This is a genomic window from Actinospica durhamensis (assembly GCF_018139695.1).
In the GTDB taxonomy this organism is placed as follows: Bacteria; Actinomycetota; Actinomycetes; order Streptomycetales; family Catenulisporaceae; genus Actinospica; species Actinospica durhamensis.
Genome location: NZ_JAGSOG010000226.1, coordinates 1 through 14837 on the forward strand (window position 1 = coordinate 1; position 14837 = coordinate 14837).

13 protein-coding genes are annotated in these 14837 nt (G+C 71.6%); 8 read left to right on the top strand and 5 right to left on the bottom strand.

The window, feature by feature from the left end:
* A partial coding sequence (locus tag KDL01_RS30910) for a TetR/AcrR family transcriptional regulator (RefSeq protein WP_212532197.1) occupies positions 1–588 on the bottom strand: 588 nt, incomplete at its 3' end.
* A 386-nt stretch (positions 589–974) separates the two neighbouring features.
* Here KDL01_RS30910 and KDL01_RS30915 point away from each other — a divergent pair.
* The 4 genes from KDL01_RS30915 to KDL01_RS30930 all read left to right on the top strand — a co-directional run bounded on the left by KDL01_RS30915 (position 975) and on the right by KDL01_RS30930 (position 6604).
* The gene (locus KDL01_RS30915; protein WP_212532198.1) at positions 975–2495 is read left to right on the top strand and encodes an MFS transporter; all 1521 of its coding nucleotides are present in this window, start codon (positions 975–977) and stop codon (positions 2493–2495) included.
* Positions 2496–2627: 132 nt separating this feature from the next.
* The gene (locus tag KDL01_RS30920; protein ID WP_212532199.1) at positions 2628–3587 is read left to right on the top strand and encodes a cation diffusion facilitator family transporter; all 960 of its coding nucleotides are present in this window, start codon (positions 2628–2630) and stop codon (positions 3585–3587) included.
* A gap of 99 nt (positions 3588–3686) precedes the next feature.
* Positions 3687–5198, top strand: coding sequence for a TldD/PmbA family protein (locus tag KDL01_RS30925; protein ID WP_212532200.1), 1512 nt, complete (start codon positions 3687–3689; stop codon positions 5196–5198).
* The gene (locus KDL01_RS30930; protein ID WP_212532201.1) at positions 5195–6604 is read left to right on the top strand and encodes a metallopeptidase TldD-related protein; all 1410 of its coding nucleotides are present in this window, start codon (positions 5195–5197) and stop codon (positions 6602–6604) included. The genes KDL01_RS30925 and KDL01_RS30930 overlap by 4 nt, the downstream gene beginning before the upstream one ends.
* Before the next feature lie 33 nt (positions 6605–6637).
* On the opposite strand, the gene KDL01_RS30935 is transcribed toward KDL01_RS30930, so the two are convergent.
* Positions 6638–7225: a TetR/AcrR family transcriptional regulator gene (locus tag KDL01_RS30935; protein WP_212532202.1), complete on the bottom strand. Its 588-nt coding sequence runs from the start codon at positions 7223–7225 to the stop codon at positions 6638–6640.
* Positions 7226–7302: 77 nt separating this feature from the next.
* Between KDL01_RS30935 and KDL01_RS30940 the strand changes: the two genes are divergently transcribed.
* Together KDL01_RS30940 and KDL01_RS30945 are read left to right on the top strand one after the other, a co-directional pair.
* Positions 7303–7851 carry a GNAT family N-acetyltransferase gene (locus tag KDL01_RS30940; protein WP_212532203.1) on the top strand — a complete coding sequence of 183 codons (549 nt, stop codon included), beginning with the start codon at positions 7303–7305 and terminating at the stop codon, positions 7849–7851.
* Between the two features lie 4 nt (positions 7852–7855).
* Positions 7856–8608, top strand: a complete 753-nt coding sequence (locus KDL01_RS30945; RefSeq protein ID WP_212532204.1) for a class I SAM-dependent methyltransferase — start codon at positions 7856–7858, stop codon at positions 8606–8608.
* Positions 8609–8628: 20 nt separating this feature from the next.
* On the opposite strand, the gene KDL01_RS30950 is transcribed toward KDL01_RS30945, so the two are convergent.
* Positions 8629–11943, bottom strand: coding sequence for an AfsR/SARP family transcriptional regulator (locus KDL01_RS30950; RefSeq protein WP_212532205.1), 3315 nt, complete (start codon positions 11941–11943; stop codon positions 8629–8631).
* A gap of 421 nt (positions 11944–12364) precedes the next feature.
* On the opposite strand from KDL01_RS30950, the gene KDL01_RS30955 reads away from it, so the two are divergent.
* On the top strand, positions 12365–12769 hold the full coding sequence (locus KDL01_RS30955; RefSeq protein ID WP_246577248.1) for a YccF domain-containing protein: 405 nt from the start codon (positions 12365–12367) through the stop codon (positions 12767–12769).
* Positions 12770–12906: 137 nt separating this feature from the next.
* Positions 12907–13800 (top strand): methyltransferase domain-containing protein, encoded by an 894-nt coding sequence (locus KDL01_RS30960; RefSeq protein WP_212532206.1) that lies wholly within the window; start codon positions 12907–12909, stop codon positions 13798–13800.
* Here the strand turns inward: KDL01_RS30960 and KDL01_RS30965 are convergent.
* Positions 13782–14363, bottom strand: a complete 582-nt coding sequence (locus tag KDL01_RS30965) for a hypothetical protein (RefSeq protein WP_212532207.1) — start codon at positions 14361–14363, stop codon at positions 13782–13784. The two genes, KDL01_RS30960 and KDL01_RS30965, sit on opposite strands and share 19 nt — an antisense overlap.
* The coding region (locus KDL01_RS30970) for a hypothetical protein (protein WP_212532208.1) at positions 14360–14837 on the bottom strand (478 nt) is incomplete at its 5' end. The genes KDL01_RS30970 and KDL01_RS30965, both read right to left, overlap by 4 nt.

Here is a 14837-nt window from a genome sequence, read left to right on the forward strand (position 1 = left end):
GTCGTGGGGGGCGCGCATGCCGTCTAGGACGATGGCGAGGTAGCGGTGCCAGACGCCGGGGGCGGCTTGGGCGGTGAATTCGGCGGCGCCGAGGACGGCTACTTCCAGGACGCCGATGTCGGTGGCGGTGAGGTCTTCGCGCAGGTCGCCCTCTTGCTGGGCGCGGCGGACGAGGCTGTCGAGCGGGGGCTTGAGGTGGTCGGCGATCACGTCGTGGCCCTCGTGGGGGGCGCGGCGGGAGAGCATCACGTCGCGTAGGCCGCGGTCGGCGGTCTGCATCTCGAGTACCGAGGTCATGAAGTGGCGTAGGCCGTCCCAGGCCCTCGGCGCGGCCTGCGCCTGTTCGACGATGCGCACGATCTCCTGCAGGCCGTCCTCGAACAGGGCGTCGATGAGCGCGTCGCGGTTGGGGAACCTGCGGTAGACCGTGCCGACGCCCAGGCCTGCCTCGCGGGCCACCTCGTCGAGGGTGGCCTCGAAGCCGCGCTGGGCGAACACGGTCCGCGCCGCGCGCAGGATGAGCAGGCGGTTGCGCTCGGCGTCCCGGCGCAGGGGCCGCGTCCTCGTTGTCGCGTATCCCTGATTCATCGCGTTGCAGCCTACCTTCTTCGGCACGGTGTTCCAGTGGACGTTCCGGTGGAGCGCGTGGTCGGAGGGTTGGCGGACAGTGGCGGACGGTGGGCGGCGGGGGGTCTTGTGCTGCCTGGCCTCCGCGCGGCGCCTCCACGCACCGCTTCCGCGCCACCGCCTCCATGCACCACTTGCACCACTTTCGCGCCAGCGCTTCCACGCGTCGCTCCACGCCACGCCTCCATGGCGCCCGGATGACGTCTTGGCGACGCCGGAGCCACAACCGCAGGTCACTACGCGTGGCCGGTGGTGTCGCTCCGCTCAAGCGGAGGGTACACCTCCGGTTCCATGGTACGCTGCCGTGAAACCGGAACGATGTCCTCCAGATCCAGGGGAACCCAGCCATGGCCCAAACGCAGACGCCCACCACCCAGGGCGAGGCGGGCGCACCCGCCCATGAGAACCCCCATCACGCGCAACGCTGGTTGATCCTGGCCGTCATCGGCTTGGCCCAGCTGATGATCGTGCTCGACGTCACGATCGTGAACATCGCCCTGCCGGACGCGCAGAAGTCGCTGCACTTCTCCGACGGCGCCCGGCAGTGGATCGTCACCGCCTACTCGCTCGCCTTCGGCAGCCTGCTGCTGCTGTTCGGGCGGGTGTCCGACCTGGTCGGGCGGCGGCTGATGTTCCTGATCGGGCTGGTCGGCTTCGCCGTGGCCTCCGCGCTCGGCGGCGCCGCGCCCAACTTCGACGTCCTGGTCACCGCGCGCGCCCTGCAGGGTGTGGCCGGCGCGATGCTGGCCCCGGCCGCGCTGTCGCTGCTGAGCACCACGTTCACCGAGGCCAAGGAGCGCGCCACCGCGTTCGCCGTGTTCGGCGGCATCGCCGGTTCCGGCGCCGCGATCGGCATGCTGCTCGGCGGCGTGCTCACCGAGTACCTCAACTGGCGCTGGACGCTGTTCGTCAACGTCGCCATCAGCGTCGTGGCGATCGCGGGCGCGGCCGCGCTGATCCCGCGGCAGGCGAAGACCACGGACCGGCCCAAGCTGGACATCCTCGGTACGGTGCTGGTCTCGCTCGGCCTGTTCGGCATCGTCTACGGCTTCTCCAACGCCGAGTCGCACGCGTGGAGCTCGCCGGGCACGTGGGGCCTGCTGCTCGTCGGCGTGCTGCTGATCGTCGCGTTCGTGTTCTGGCAGACCCGCGCCGCGCACCCGCTGCTTCCGATGCGCGTCATCCTCGAGCGCAACCGCGGCGGCTCCTACCTGGCGATGTTCATCACCGGCATCGGCATGTTCGGGGTCTTCCTCTTCCTGAACTACTACCTGCAGTCGATCCTGCGGTACTCGCCGGTCATGACCGGCCTGGCGTTCCTGCCGATGGTCGGCGTGCTGATGGCCACGGCCACGGTCTGCACCACGCAGCTCTACCCCCGGTTCGGCGCCAAGATCCTGGTGTTCGGCGGCATGCTGGTGGGCGGCGGCGGCATGGTCTGGCTCACCGGCATCGGCCTGTCGAGCACGTACGCGGCGGACATCCTCGGCCCGCTGCTGCTGGTCGGCCTCGGCATGGGCGCGATCTTCGCCCCGGCGATGAACGCGGCGACCTCCGGTGTGGAGGACCGCGACGCGGGTGTCGCCTCGGCCGCGGTGAACACCAGCCAGCAGATCGGCGGCTCGATCGGCACGGCTCTGCTCAACTCGCTGGCCGCCTCGGCCGCGAGCTCGTACCTGGTCGGCCACGGCGGCGCGGCCAAGGCGACCGAGCTCGTGCAGGCGAACGCCGCGATCCACAGCTACGTCGTGGCGTTCTGGTGGGCCGCGGCCATCTTCGCCGTCGGCGCGGTCGTCTGCGGTCTGATCCTGCGGGCGGGCAAGCCGGACCCGGCCGACCCGAACGCGACCCCGGCCGTGCACGCGTAGCGGGAGAACCGAAACACGCAGTACCCGACCGATCCCCCCGTGGGCCGCTCACCGCGGCGCGCGGGGGGATCGTCGTGCCAAGGGATGGGCGACGGGGCTGACGGGGCGTGGAATCCCTTATGATCCGGTGCGGTGAGTACCTCAGGAGGCAGTAAGGCGGTTGTGGCCGCCCTCAGCGCGAATCTCGCCATCGCCGCGTCCAAGTTCGTCGCGTTCGCCGTGTCCGGATCCTCGTCGATGCTCGCCGAGGGCGTGCACTCGGTGGCGGACTCCGGCAACCAGATCCTGTTGCTGGTGGGCGGTCGCAAGTCCCGTCGCGTGGCGGACGAGGAGCACCCCTTCGGGTACGGGCGCGAGCGCTACGTCTTCGGCTTCCTCGTCTCGATCGTGCTGTTCACCATCGGCGGTGTGTTCGCGCTCTATGAGGGCTATGACAAGGTCGTGCACCCGCACAAGCTGGACGACTGGGCGTGGCCGGTGGGCGTGCTGCTGTTCGCGATAATCGCCGAGGGCTACTCCTTCCGTACAGCCGTGGGCGAGTCGCGGCACAGCAAGGGCAAGCAGAGCTGGGTCTCGTTCGTGCGCACGGCGAAGGCACCGGAGCTGCCGGTGGTGCTGTTCGAGGACTTCGGCGCGCTGATCGGCCTGGTCTTCGCGATGGCCGGGGTGGGGCTGTCGGTGGCCACGGGCAACGGGGTGTGGGACGGCGTGGGCACGCTCGCGATCGGCTCGCTGCTGGTGTGCATCGCGCTGGTGCTCGCGGTCGAGACCAAGTCGCTGCTGCTCGGCGAGGCCGCCTCGCCCGCCGTGGTGGCCGGGATCCGCACCGCGCTGGTGGACGGGGTGAAGGTGACCCGGGTGATCCACATGAGGACGCTGCATCTGGGCCCTGAGGAACTCCTGGTGGCGGCGAAGATCGCGGTGCGTCCCGAGCTGACCGCGGCGGGCGTGGCCGAGGCCATCAACGCGGCCGAGAAGCGGGTGCGCGCGGCCGAGCCGATAGCGCGGGTGATCTACCTCGAGCCGGACATCTACAGCGCCGCGGAGGCCGCCGCCGGACCCGACCCGGACGCGACTCCCGGCGGCCGCTGAGGCCCGCGGAACCCGCTGACGGGCCCTGATCTCACCAGCCGTCACCCGTGCAAGTCAAGTACTCCCCAAATGTAGGGGGCAGGTAGTACGGTCGGTCCTATGCCAAGTCTTGATCCGACCTTTGCCGCGCTGCCGCTGCGGGAGCTCGCCCAAGCCGCCCTGGACCGGGCGCGCGAGCTCGGCGTCGACCACGCCGACCTGCGGTCTGAGCGCATCCGCCAACAGTCCATCCGCCTGCGGGACGCGGAGCTCGACGGAGTCAACGAGACCGTCGACTCCGGTCTCGCGGTCCGCGTCGTGCACCGCGGCACCTGGGGGTTCGCCGCCGGCACCGTGCAGACGCCCGAGGCCGCGGTCCGCCTCGTGGAGCAGGCGGTACGGGTGGCAGAGGTCTCCGCCCCGGTGAATCAGGAGCCGGTGATCCTCGCGCCGGAGCCCTCGCACGGTGAGCGGACCTGGATCTCCTCCTACGAACTCGACCCGTTCGAGGTTCCGGACACCGAGAAGATCGGCCTGCTGACGGACTGGTCGCGGCGGCTGCTCGCGGCGGACGCGGTGGCGCACGTGGACGCGTTCGTCTACGCGGTCAAGGAGAACAAGTTCTACGCCGACACGCACGGCACGGTGACCACGCAGCAGCGCGTCCGGCTGCACGCCGCGCTCGAGGCGGTGGCCGTGGACGAGTCCACCGGCGCCTTCGAGACCATGCGCACCCTGGCTCCGCCGGTGGGGCGCGGCTGGGAGTTCATGCGCGGGGTGGGCTGGGACTGGGACGCGGAGCTGGCCGCGCTGCCGGCGCTGCTGGCCGAGAAGCTGGCCGCGCCCTCGATCGAGGCCGGCGTGTACGACGTCGTGGTCGACCCGTCGAACCTGTGGCTGACCATCCACGAGTCGATCGGGCACGCCACCGAGCTCGACCGGGCACTGGGCTACGAGGCCGCGTACGCCGGCACCTCCTTCGCCACCCTGGACAAGCTCGACACGCTCAAGTACGGCTCGCCGGTGATGCGCGTGACCGGGGACCGCACGGTCGAGCACGGCCTGTCCACGGTCGGCTTCGACGACGAGGGCGTCGAGACGCAGCAGTGGGACCTGATCACCGGCGGGATACTGACCGGCTATCAGCTCGACCGGCGCATCGCCCAGCTCAAGGGGCTCAACGAGGGCCGCTCCAACGGCTGCGCCTTCGCCGACTCGCCCGGCCACGCCCCGATCCAGCGGATGGCGAACGTCTCGCTCCAGCCGGCCGCGGACGGGCCCTCCACTGCGGAGCTGATCGCGCAGGTCAAGGACGGGCTCTACATCCTGGGCGACAAGTCCTGGTCGATCGACATGCAGCGCTACAACTTCCAGTTCACCGGGCAGCGCGCCTTCCGGATCAAGGACGGCAAGCTGGCCGGGCAGGTCAAGGACTTCGCCTATCAGGCCACGACCACCGACTTCTGGGGATCGATGGAGGCGGTGGGCGGTCCGGAGACCTACGTCCTGGGCGGCGCGTTCAACTGCGGCAAGGGCCAGCCGGGACAGGTGGCGCCGGTTTCGCACGGCTGCCCCTCGGCGCTCTTCCGCGGGGTCAGGATTCTCAACACGGTGCAGGAGGCGGGCAAGTGACCGGGCAGGTTTCCCCCCAACAGCTGGCCGAGCGGGCGCTCGGACACTCTCGGGCGCAGGGCGCGGTGGTCCTGGTCGAGGAGACCTCCACGGCCAACCTGCGCTGGGCCAACAACACCCTGACGACGAACGGGGTGGCCGCCGACCGCCGGGTCACGGTGATCTCCACCGTCGCCGGCGCCACCGGCACCGCGGCCGCCGCGGTGACCCAGGCCGGGATCGACGAGGAGACGATCGAGGCGCTGGTGCGCGCGAGCGAGAAGGCGGCCGGCGACGCCGGTCCCGCGCCGGACGCCCGGGCGCTGCTGGCGCCGGGTGACGCGGCCGCCGCGCGGGGCTCGCGCTGGGAGGAGGGGCCCGCCGGGACCGACATCGAGGTCTTCGCCGGGCTCGCCCCGGCCCTCGGCGAGGCCTTCGACGCGGCGCGCTCGGCCGGGCAGCTGCTGTTCGGCTTCGCCGAGCACACGGTGGTCTCGACGTATCTGGCCTCGAGCACGGGCCTGCGGCTGCGCCACGACCAGCCGACCGGCAAGCTCGAGCTGAACGCGAAGAGCCCGGACTTCGTGCGCTCGGCCTGGGGCGGGGTGCCCACCCGCGACTTCGCCGACGTGGACGTGCTGGCGCTGGGCGCGCAGCTCGGGCAGCGGCTGGACTGGCAGAAGCGCAGGATCGACCTGCCGGCCGGCCGCTACGAGACGGTGCTGCCCGCCACGGCCGTGGCCGACCTGATGATCTACCTGTACTGGACCGCGGCGGCCAGGGACGCGGCGGACGGGCGCACCGTCTTCTCCGCGGCGGGCACGCCCTCGGGCACCAAGGTGGGCCAGCGGATCGGCGGTCCGGGCGTGCGGCTGTGGTCGGATCCGACCGCCGCCGGGATCGAGTGCGCGCCCTTCGTCACCGCCACCAGCTCCGACGCGCAGAGCTCGGTGTTCGACAACGGCCTGGCCCTGACCAGCACGGACTGGATCCGCGACGGCGTGCTCGAGCACCTGCTGACCACCCGTCAGTCGGCCGAGGAGACCGGGCTCGCGGTGTCCGCGCCGATCGACAACCTGCTGCTCGACGCGGGCGGCAGCGGCGGCCTCGAGGACCTGACCCGGTCCACCGAGCACGGCCTGCTGCTGACCTGCCTGTGGTACATCCGCGAGGTGGACCCGCAGTCGCTGCTGCTGACGGGTCTGACCCGGGACGGCGTGTACCAGGTCGAGGGCGGCGAGGTGACCGGCGTGGTGAACAACTTCCGGTTTAACGAGTCCCCGGTGGACATCCTCAACCGCATCACCGCGGCCGGCGCCACCGAGGGCACCCTGCCCCGTGAATGGAACGATTACTTCACAAGGGCTGCCATGCCCGCGCTGCGGATCGCGGACTTCAACATGTCCTCGGTGTCCAAGGCCAGCTGAGGTAGCTCAACCACCTTCGGGCCGCGATCGGGGTCAGTGCCCTGATCGCGGCCCGAAGGTCGTCTCCAGGTAGAAGTCCATCGCGGCGATCACCCGCTCCTCGCCCGCCCCCGAGAGCAGGTCGTAAAGAAGGCCGCGCAGCACGGCGAGGGTCACCGTGACCTGGGCGTCGGTGGGGGCGGGCGCGCCGGGGGCCGCGTGCATCCGGCGCAGCGCGGGCAGCCAGTCGTGCACCGAGTCCGCGGCGAAGCCCACCCACGGCTCGCCCCCGCCGAGCGAGCGGCTGTAGGCCTCCATGAACAGCCGGGCCAGTCCGCGGTGTTCGGGATCGCACATCCACTCCCACAGCCGCCTGATCGCCTCGCGCGGCGACGCCTCCTCGGCCAACGCCGCCTGCACCACCGCGAGCTGCTGCGCGCGCGAGGCCGCGAGCACCTCGCGCAGCAGGCCCTCCTTGGACCCGAACAGGTAGATCAGCACCCGTGGACTCGAGCCGATCTCGGCCGCGAGGGGACGCAGCGAGAGCTCGGACAGGCTCGTGCGCGCCGCGTACTCGAGGGTCCGTTCGAGCAGTTCCGCCCGGCGCGGCGAGGAGGCGGGGGCTTCCGTTGGGGTGCTCATAGCCGCTATCTTGGCCTATCGAGGGTACTGAAACGATCGTTTCAGTAGCAGGACGACGGCGACGGGAGTGAGCGGCCGTGACCGAGACGGTGGAACAGGACGTGACCACGGGGACTGCGACGGCGGCGGGGGAGGGGGAGCGCCCCGTCATCCGGCTCGCGACGGAGCCGGGCGACCTCGGCGACGTGATCGCGCTGCACGGCCGGCTGTACTGGAGCGAATACGCGATGGACCAGTCGATGGAGATCTACTGCGGCGAGGGCATCATGCGTTTCGCCCGCGAGCGGTTCGAGCGCGGCCCCGAGGTCGGGGAGATGTGGGTGGTCGAGCACGCAGGCCGCATCCTCGGCGCCATCACGATGCTCGAGGAGGACGGGCTCGGCCGGCTGCGCTGGCTGCTGCTCGACGCCGCGCTGCGCGGGTTCGGCGTGGGCCGCGCCCTGGTGCGCACGGCCATGGACTACGCACGCGAACGCGGCTTCCCCGGCGTCTTCCTCACCACGATCGCGCCGCTGCACACCGCGCACGCGCTCTACCGCGAGGCCGGGTTCGAACTCACCTCGAGCGAGCCGGTGCGGCAGTGGGGAATCGAGACAGATGAGATGCGCTTCGATATGAAATTCTGACCGTATGAACAACAGCCCCCTGAGAGCACGCGACTGGACCAACGCCGAGGCGATCGCCCGCTGGGACGCCTCCTTCGACCCCCCCAAACCCTTCGCCACGGCCGAGGACGGAGACTTCGTCAAGCGACATCTGGCGAATCCGCACCTCTTGCGGCTGCTCGGGGACGTGGACGGGCGGCGGGTGCTCGACGCCGGGTGCGGCAACGGCTACTTCGCCCGCATCCTGGCCCGCCGCGGCGCGCACGTCGTCGGGGTGGAGCCGGCGGCCTCGAGGTGCGGCTACGCGCGCGAGCGGGAGGCGGCCGAGCCGCTGGGCGTCGAGTACGTGGAGGCGGATCTGTCCGTACTGCCCGACCTCGGCCGGTTCGACGCGGTCGTGTGCAGCATGGTCCTGATGGCGGTCCCCGACTGGCGCGCGGCCATGCGCGCGTGTGTCAGTACCCTGAACCCGGGCGGACGGTTCGTGTTCGCGCTGGTCCACCCGGCGTTCGAGCAGCTCTACCGCACCTGGAACGCACACGGCGAGTACCGGACCGGCGAGTACCTCGCCGAGTACGAGCTGCCCGGGCCGGACGCCTCGGACTTCCACCGGCCGGTCTCGGCGTATCTCAACGAACTGGCGGCGCTCGGCTGCCGGTTCGTCGAGATGGCCGAGCCGCGGCTGGATCCGGCTGTGGCCGAGGCTGAGGCGGACCCGACCCTCGCGGCGTACGTCCACCTGCCCAACTTCCTGGTCGTGGCGGCCGACGCGCCCTGAGTCAGGCGGGTGCTCGTGGCTCAGCTGCGCCTCGCGTGGAGTGTCGCGAGCAACTGCTCGGCCGTGCGCACACCGGCGTGGAACTCGCAGGCGCGCGCCCGTTCGGCACCGGCCCGGGCGTGAACCAGGGCCCTGGCACGGTCGCCGAACGCGGCGTGCGCCTGCGCGAGTTCCAGGCGCGCGCGGGCGGCCAGCACGCGGTACCCGGACTTCTCCGCGCAGTGCAACGCACTCGCGCCCGCCCGTACCGCCGCGCCGGGCCGTGCCTCGGCCCGCTCGCACGCTGCGATGCCGATCAGCGCGTGCGCCGTGTGATAGCCGTCCCCGGCCGACTCGCCGTAAGACAGAACGCGGTCATACCAGCGCCGCGCCGCGACCGCGCGGCCCTGGGCGAGCTCGAACCGGCCCGCGTGCAGCGCCGCGAAGGCAGCGGGCTTCGCCAACCCGACGGTCTCGACCAGTTCCCAGGTGCGCTCGAGATACGCGCGCGCCTGCATGTGGTCGTCGAGGTCGCAGGCCACGCCGACCAAGCCGGCCGTGGCGAGGCAGGTGAAGTAGCGCTCGCCGGTCTCCCGGCCGATCCGAACCGCCTCGTGCAGCTCTTCGTTCGCGCGTTGCAGCTCGCCGAGGCCGTGGTAGGCCGCACCGAGGCCCGCGTGCAGGCGGACCGCATCGCCGGGCGGACCGACGAGGGCGCGCAGACGCAACGCCCGGCGCAACAGCCTGGCACCCTCGCGCAGTCGTCCCGAGACGACGAACAGCAGGCCCAGGTTCGTCAGCGCCCGTGCCTCGCCGTCCTTGTTCCCGGCCGAGCGCATGATGGCGAGGTTGCTGCGAAACCGGGCCGCCGCGTGCTGCGGCCTGTCGGCTTGGACCTCGAGGAGGCCGAGCTCGTCGAGGGCCACGGCCCGTGCGCCAGCCCAACCCAGAGCGGTGCTCAGTTCCACACCGCCACGTATGTGGGTGGCCGCGGCATCGAGATCGCCCACGGCTCGTGCCGCCGCGGCCAGGATGAGGCGGGACGCGGCCTCACCGAGCTTCGTCCCGGCTTCGGCTCCGGATTTGTCTTCGCACTCGTGGGCGGCGGACAGCGCCGTCGTCCCCGCGTCGAGCATCGCCCGAGCATGCCCACGTGCCGTCAGGTGGGGCTGGTAGAGGAACGCCAGCCGCCACGCCTCACCCGGCGCGCCGTGCGCGGCGGCCTGGTCGATCACGGCCAGGATGTTGCGATGCTCGGCGTCGAGCCAGGCCTGCGCGGTGTCCGCGTCGCCGAAGCTGCCGCGTACCGGGATGGACGGCTCGTCGGGCAGCCGCAGCGCGTGCGGATAGGCGGCCCGGACGGCGGCGCGTACCGCCGCGAGATACCACGCGGCGAGGCGATGCACCGGGGCCTCGACCATCCCGGTCGCCACCGCCCGCTGCCGCGCGTACGCCTGGAGCAGGTTGGGCGGCGCGTACCGGCGGCCGCCGTCGCGCTCGAGCGGGCGGCTCACCACCAGGTGGTGCGTTGCGACCAGACGCGCCAGCCGCTGCTCGGCCTCCTCCAGGCCGATCCCGGCCAGCGCCGCGGCCGCACCCGCGCTGAAGTCGGCGCCCGGGACCAGGCTGATCAGCCGGAAGAGTTCCTGCTCGGGCGAGTCGAGCGCGTCATAGGAGAGCTGAAACGTCGCGTGTACAGCGGGATCCGGGTCATCGGGCAGGTCCAGTGCGCGCAGCCACGCGTCCGTCTCGAGGCGGGCGAGGTAAGACTCGACGAAGCTGATCGGGCGACCCTCGAGGTGTGCGGCCGCGATCCGCAGCGCGAGCGGAAGGCAGCCGCAGGCTTGAGCCAGCCGACGTGCCTGGCCCGGGGTGCAGGTCGTGCCGAGCAGCCGCATGAGCAGCTCGGCGGCCTGGTTCAGCCTCAGGGCGTCGGTGGTGAACCACCTCGGGCGCGGACCGTCCGTCTGGTCCAGGCCGTGCAGCTGGGCGCGGCTGGTGACGAGGACCGCGCTGCCGGGTGAGCCAGAGATCAGTGGTCTGACCTGAGCCGCGTCGCGCGCGTCGTCAAGAACGATCAGCAGCCTGCGATCGGCCGTCTCAACGCGGAACAGCGCCGCCATCTCGTCCAGCCGGCCCGGGATCCGGTCGCCCGGCACACCGAGCGCCCGCAGCATCGTGTCGAGCGCGGCCGTCGGCGGTGCCGGGGGCAGGTGCGAAGAACCCTGTAGATCGAGGAAGAGCTGTCCGTCGGGGAAGGATGAGGCGGACCGCCTGCCCCACCGCACCGCCAACTCCGTTTTCCCACTGCCGCCGACGCCGCTGAGCACGACGAGGCGCGTGGCCCGCGCACTACGCAGAAGGTGGCGATCGAGCTGCTCCAGCCGCAGGTCGCGGCCGACGAATACCGACGCGCCGGGGCCGGGCGGTATGCCGGGCGCACCGCGCAGGCCGGGGGAGTGCGGCGGAGCGGGCGGAAGCTGCGCCGGTATGAGCCTGCGGGGTCGCGCGACGACGAGCCCGCGGTCGCCTTCGGATATCTCTTCGTCGCCGGCGACGGGTTCCCGACTGCGCTGCCTCAGGTAGAGGTCGAACGCCGCGTCGCGCTGTCCTGAGCGTGCCAGCGCGGTGACCAGCCGCGTGGCCAGCCCCTCGTGCGACGGATCGTCGGACAGCAGTGCTCGCAGATATGGCACCGCCTGCCCGGCTCGACCCACGCGTACCGCGCAATCGGCGTGGGCCAGGGCGACCGCGATACGCCGCTGCGTCACGGCGACCAGCGTCGGGTGCGTGGCGAACACGTCGGCGAGGTCCGCGAGCACCGCGCCGCGTGCGATACCCAGTGCTCTGCCGAGCAGCTCCACCGCGAGCTCCGGCCGATCGGAGATCTCTGCGAAACCCTGCGCGGCCAAGGCCTCGAACCCCAGCAGATCCAGCTGCTCGTCCTCCACAACGAGCCGATAGCCCCCCGGCTCCGCGGCGACGAGCTCGGTCCCGACGAGCTCGCGCAGCCGTGTGACGTGGACGTGGATCGCCTCTTGCGCGGCGTTCGGCGCCCCGTGCGGCCGCCACGGTGCGCCCTGCTCCCACAGCGTGCGCACGATCTCCTCGTGCGACACGGTGCGGCCCGGATGTAGAGCGAGCAGAGCCAGCAGCCGGCGTTGCCGGTCCGAGCGCAGCGGCAGGCTCTGCCCGCCGCGCGTCAGCGTGAGCGGACCGAAGATCCGCAGCGCGAGCACGCCGGGCCCCGGCGCCGAACGCGCCGGAGTCCGCGCCGGCCCGACCGCGTACGCGCGCGCGTCCGCGTCGCCCGAGGCGTGGCACGCGGCCCCGACTCTGGTCCAGGCCCCGGCCATGGCCCCGCCTTCAATCCCAGGCCGCCCCGCGGCGTCCGTCATCGTCATCTCCACCGTCCCCGTACGCGGGCACAGGCGCGCGGGCGCGCGATGGCGCACGTCCGGCACAGGGCCCCAGCCCGGCCGTCGTGTCGTCGTGCCCGTGTCCCGTGTCCACCTCGTCGATTCTGCCGATTCCGCCGACTGCCCCCGACCGGACCACGGTTGCCCCACGCCCCGTATCCGTGCAGTGAGTCCAGGCTAGCCGAGCGTGCCCGCGGGCGGTGTATTCGTCAAGGCGTCCGTCGGCCGTCCGTCCGCCGCGCCCAGATCCTGCCGCGTGTCCCCCGAATGGAGTAGATCTCGTTCCCGGCCTGGCCGCATGGCCGCCCCGATCGCGCTGCGGAGGCGTGAGTGGCCGCAGACGGGCAACCTGATAGGTATGAAGGAGATCCTGAACCTGATCCTGAACGTTCTGTGGTTCCTCCTGTGCGGGCTTTGGCTCGCGATCGGGTACGGGATCGCCGCGCTCATCTGTTTCATCCTGATCATCACCATCCCGTTCGGCATAGCCTCGCTGCGCATCGCCTCGTTCGTGATCTGGCCGTTCGGCCGCACCGCCGTACGCCGCGAGGACGCCGGCGCCGCGAGCTGCCTCGGCAACGGCATCTGGATGGTGGTGGCCGGAATCTGGCTGGCCCTCGGCCACATCGTCACCAGCATCGCCCTGGCCGTGACCATCATCGGCATCCCGTTCGCCTGGGCGAACCTCAAGCTGGTGCCGGTCTCGCTCTTCCCGCTCGGCACCGAGATCGTCCCGAACGAGCGCGCGTTCTCCGGCTGGTGAGCGGGCCCGGCGGGATCGTCCGGGGCGGCGTGGCATGCTGCCGCGAGCGGCCCATCTATCTTGACATCAAGATAGAACTCGGCCAAGCTATCTCGATGTCGAGATAAATTTCGAGTCGCCGGGAGTGCCGCATCCTCATGACCACCACGAACACGACCTGGGACCCCGAGCGCTACCTCCGGTTCGAGCGGCAGCGCGGACAGGCCTACCGCGACCTGCTCGCCCGCCTCGCCCCGCCGTCGCCGAGCCCGGCCTCGGCCACCTCCGGCGATGCCGCCACCGGCTGGAGCCCCGCCACCGTCGTCGACCTCGGCTGCGGCCCCGGCAACACCACCGCCCTGCTGCCCACGCTCTGGCCGGACGCGCACGTCATCGGTGTGGACAGCTCGCCGCAGATGATCGAGGCGGCTCGGCCCCGGGCCGTGCCGGGCAAGCTGGAGTTCCGTCTGCGCGACCTGCGCGAGGTCAGCGCCGCCGACCTGGGCGGCCCGGTCGACCTCGTCATCACCAACGCGACGCTGCAGTGGGTCCCCGGCCACCTCGAGCTGTTCGGGCAGCTGGCCGGCCTGCTCACGCCACGCGGCGTGTTCGCGCTCGGTGTGCCCGGCAACTTCGACTCGCCGACCCACACGCTGCTCAGCGACCTCCAGCGCGAGCCGCGGTGGGCCGCACAGCTGAGCGGCCTCGAGGTGCGTCCCGCCGTCCCCGAACCCGAGGACTACCTGCGCGCCCTGACGAAGGCGGGCCTGCGCGCGGAGGTGTGGGAGACGACGTACCTGCACGTCATCGAGGGGGAACACGGCATCTTCGACTTCGTCAGCTCGACCGCGCTACGGCCCGTGCTCACCGAGCTCGGCGGCCCCGACGCGCCGACGGCCATCGAGTTCTGCGACGCATACCGCGAGGCCCTGGCCGAGGCGTATCCCACGACCGAGCTCGGCGGGGAACTCGGCGGCAAGACGGTGCAGCTCCTGCCGTTCCGGCGCGTATTCGCCCTCGGATACGGGCCCGATCACCCCGAGCAGCTGTAGTCGAACGACGCCGACCCGCTGCGCGCCGCGCCCGGCCCGAGGACATTGAGCACGGCCGTGGCGTGCAGCGAGCCGGTGCCCTCGAAGCTCCACAGCAGCGTCACGTCCACCAGCTTGTCGCCCGAGTTCACCGTCTGGTGCAGCACCGCGGACTTGGTGCCGTCGCTGCGCACCCACTGGTAGGTCACCGAGCCCGCGCCCCCGTCCGTCACGATCACCCCGGTCAGCGTCTCCTGCCCCGAGCACGGCACCGTGGCCGACGAGGTACGCACGCTGACACCGGTGACCGACATCGACGCCGGGGAACGGCCCCACGTGAAGTAGGCCACGACCGCGATGACGAGGATGAGCACCGTCAGCGGCAGCACCCACCGCTGGCCTCGCGGCTGCGTCGGGGGCATCGTCGTGGAGCCGGACGTCCCGGCCTCCGGCTCCGCCGCGCCCCGCCAGATCGCCGTCGCGCGATCGGTGGGCACGGCCATCGGCACCCCCGGCCCGAAGTGGACGTAGGTCTCCTCGAGGTCCGGGTTGCCGGAGATGCGTTCGGTCTCGTCGTCGCTCATTTCGGCAGGCACCCGCTCGGTGAGATGGGATCCGGCGCGCTCAGCGTCACCTTGACCGCGGCCGGGCTGGTCGAGATGGCGATGCCCCAACCGTCCTCGTCCAGGTACTGTCCGAAGCTCTCCGACTCGGTGAAGCTCTGGATGGTCAAGATGCCCGCAGGTATGGTCTCGGTGCCTGGCGTCCCGATCGTGTGCTGCGCGCCCGTGACGTCCACGTAGTACCAGGAGTAGGTGAGCGTCCCGGCGGTCAGGCCGTTCGAGGTCACGTCGATCGTAGCGCTGACCTCCGTGTAGTCACAGGTCAGGTCGGCCAGAGTCAGCAAGCTGATCAGCAGGCTGCCGCCGCCTCCCGACGGGCTCGCCGACGCCGACGGTGACGCCGATCCGCTCGGGCTCGCCGAGGCGCTCGTTCCCGAGGTCGCCGAGGTCGAAGTCACCGGCGTGCCTCCGCCGGTACCCCCGCCGCCTGTCTCT

Coding starts and splice junctions, on each gene's coding strand:
- KDL01_RS30915 (WP_212532198.1), top strand. CDS start 975: ATGGCCCAAACGCAGACGCCCACCACCCAGGGCGAGGCGGGCGCACCC.
- KDL01_RS30925 (WP_212532200.1), top strand. CDS start 3,687: ATGCCAAGTCTTGATCCGACCTTTGCCGCGCTGCCGCTGCGGGAGCTC.
- KDL01_RS30935 (WP_212532202.1), bottom strand. CDS start 7,225: ATGAGCACCCCAACGGAAGCCCCCGCCTCCTCGCCGCGCCGGGCGGAA.
- KDL01_RS30945 (WP_212532204.1), top strand. CDS start 7,856: ATGAACAACAGCCCCCTGAGAGCACGCGACTGGACCAACGCCGAGGCG.
- KDL01_RS30950 (WP_212532205.1), bottom strand. CDS start 11,943: ATGGCCGGGGCCTGGACCAGAGTCGGGGCCGCGTGCCACGCCTCGGGC.
- KDL01_RS30955 (WP_246577248.1), top strand. CDS start 12,365: ATGAAGGAGATCCTGAACCTGATCCTGAACGTTCTGTGGTTCCTCCTG.
- KDL01_RS30960 (WP_212532206.1), top strand. CDS start 12,907: ATGACCACCACGAACACGACCTGGGACCCCGAGCGCTACCTCCGGTTC.
- KDL01_RS30965 (WP_212532207.1), bottom strand. CDS start 14,363: ATGAGCGACGACGAGACCGAACGCATCTCCGGCAACCCGGACCTCGAG.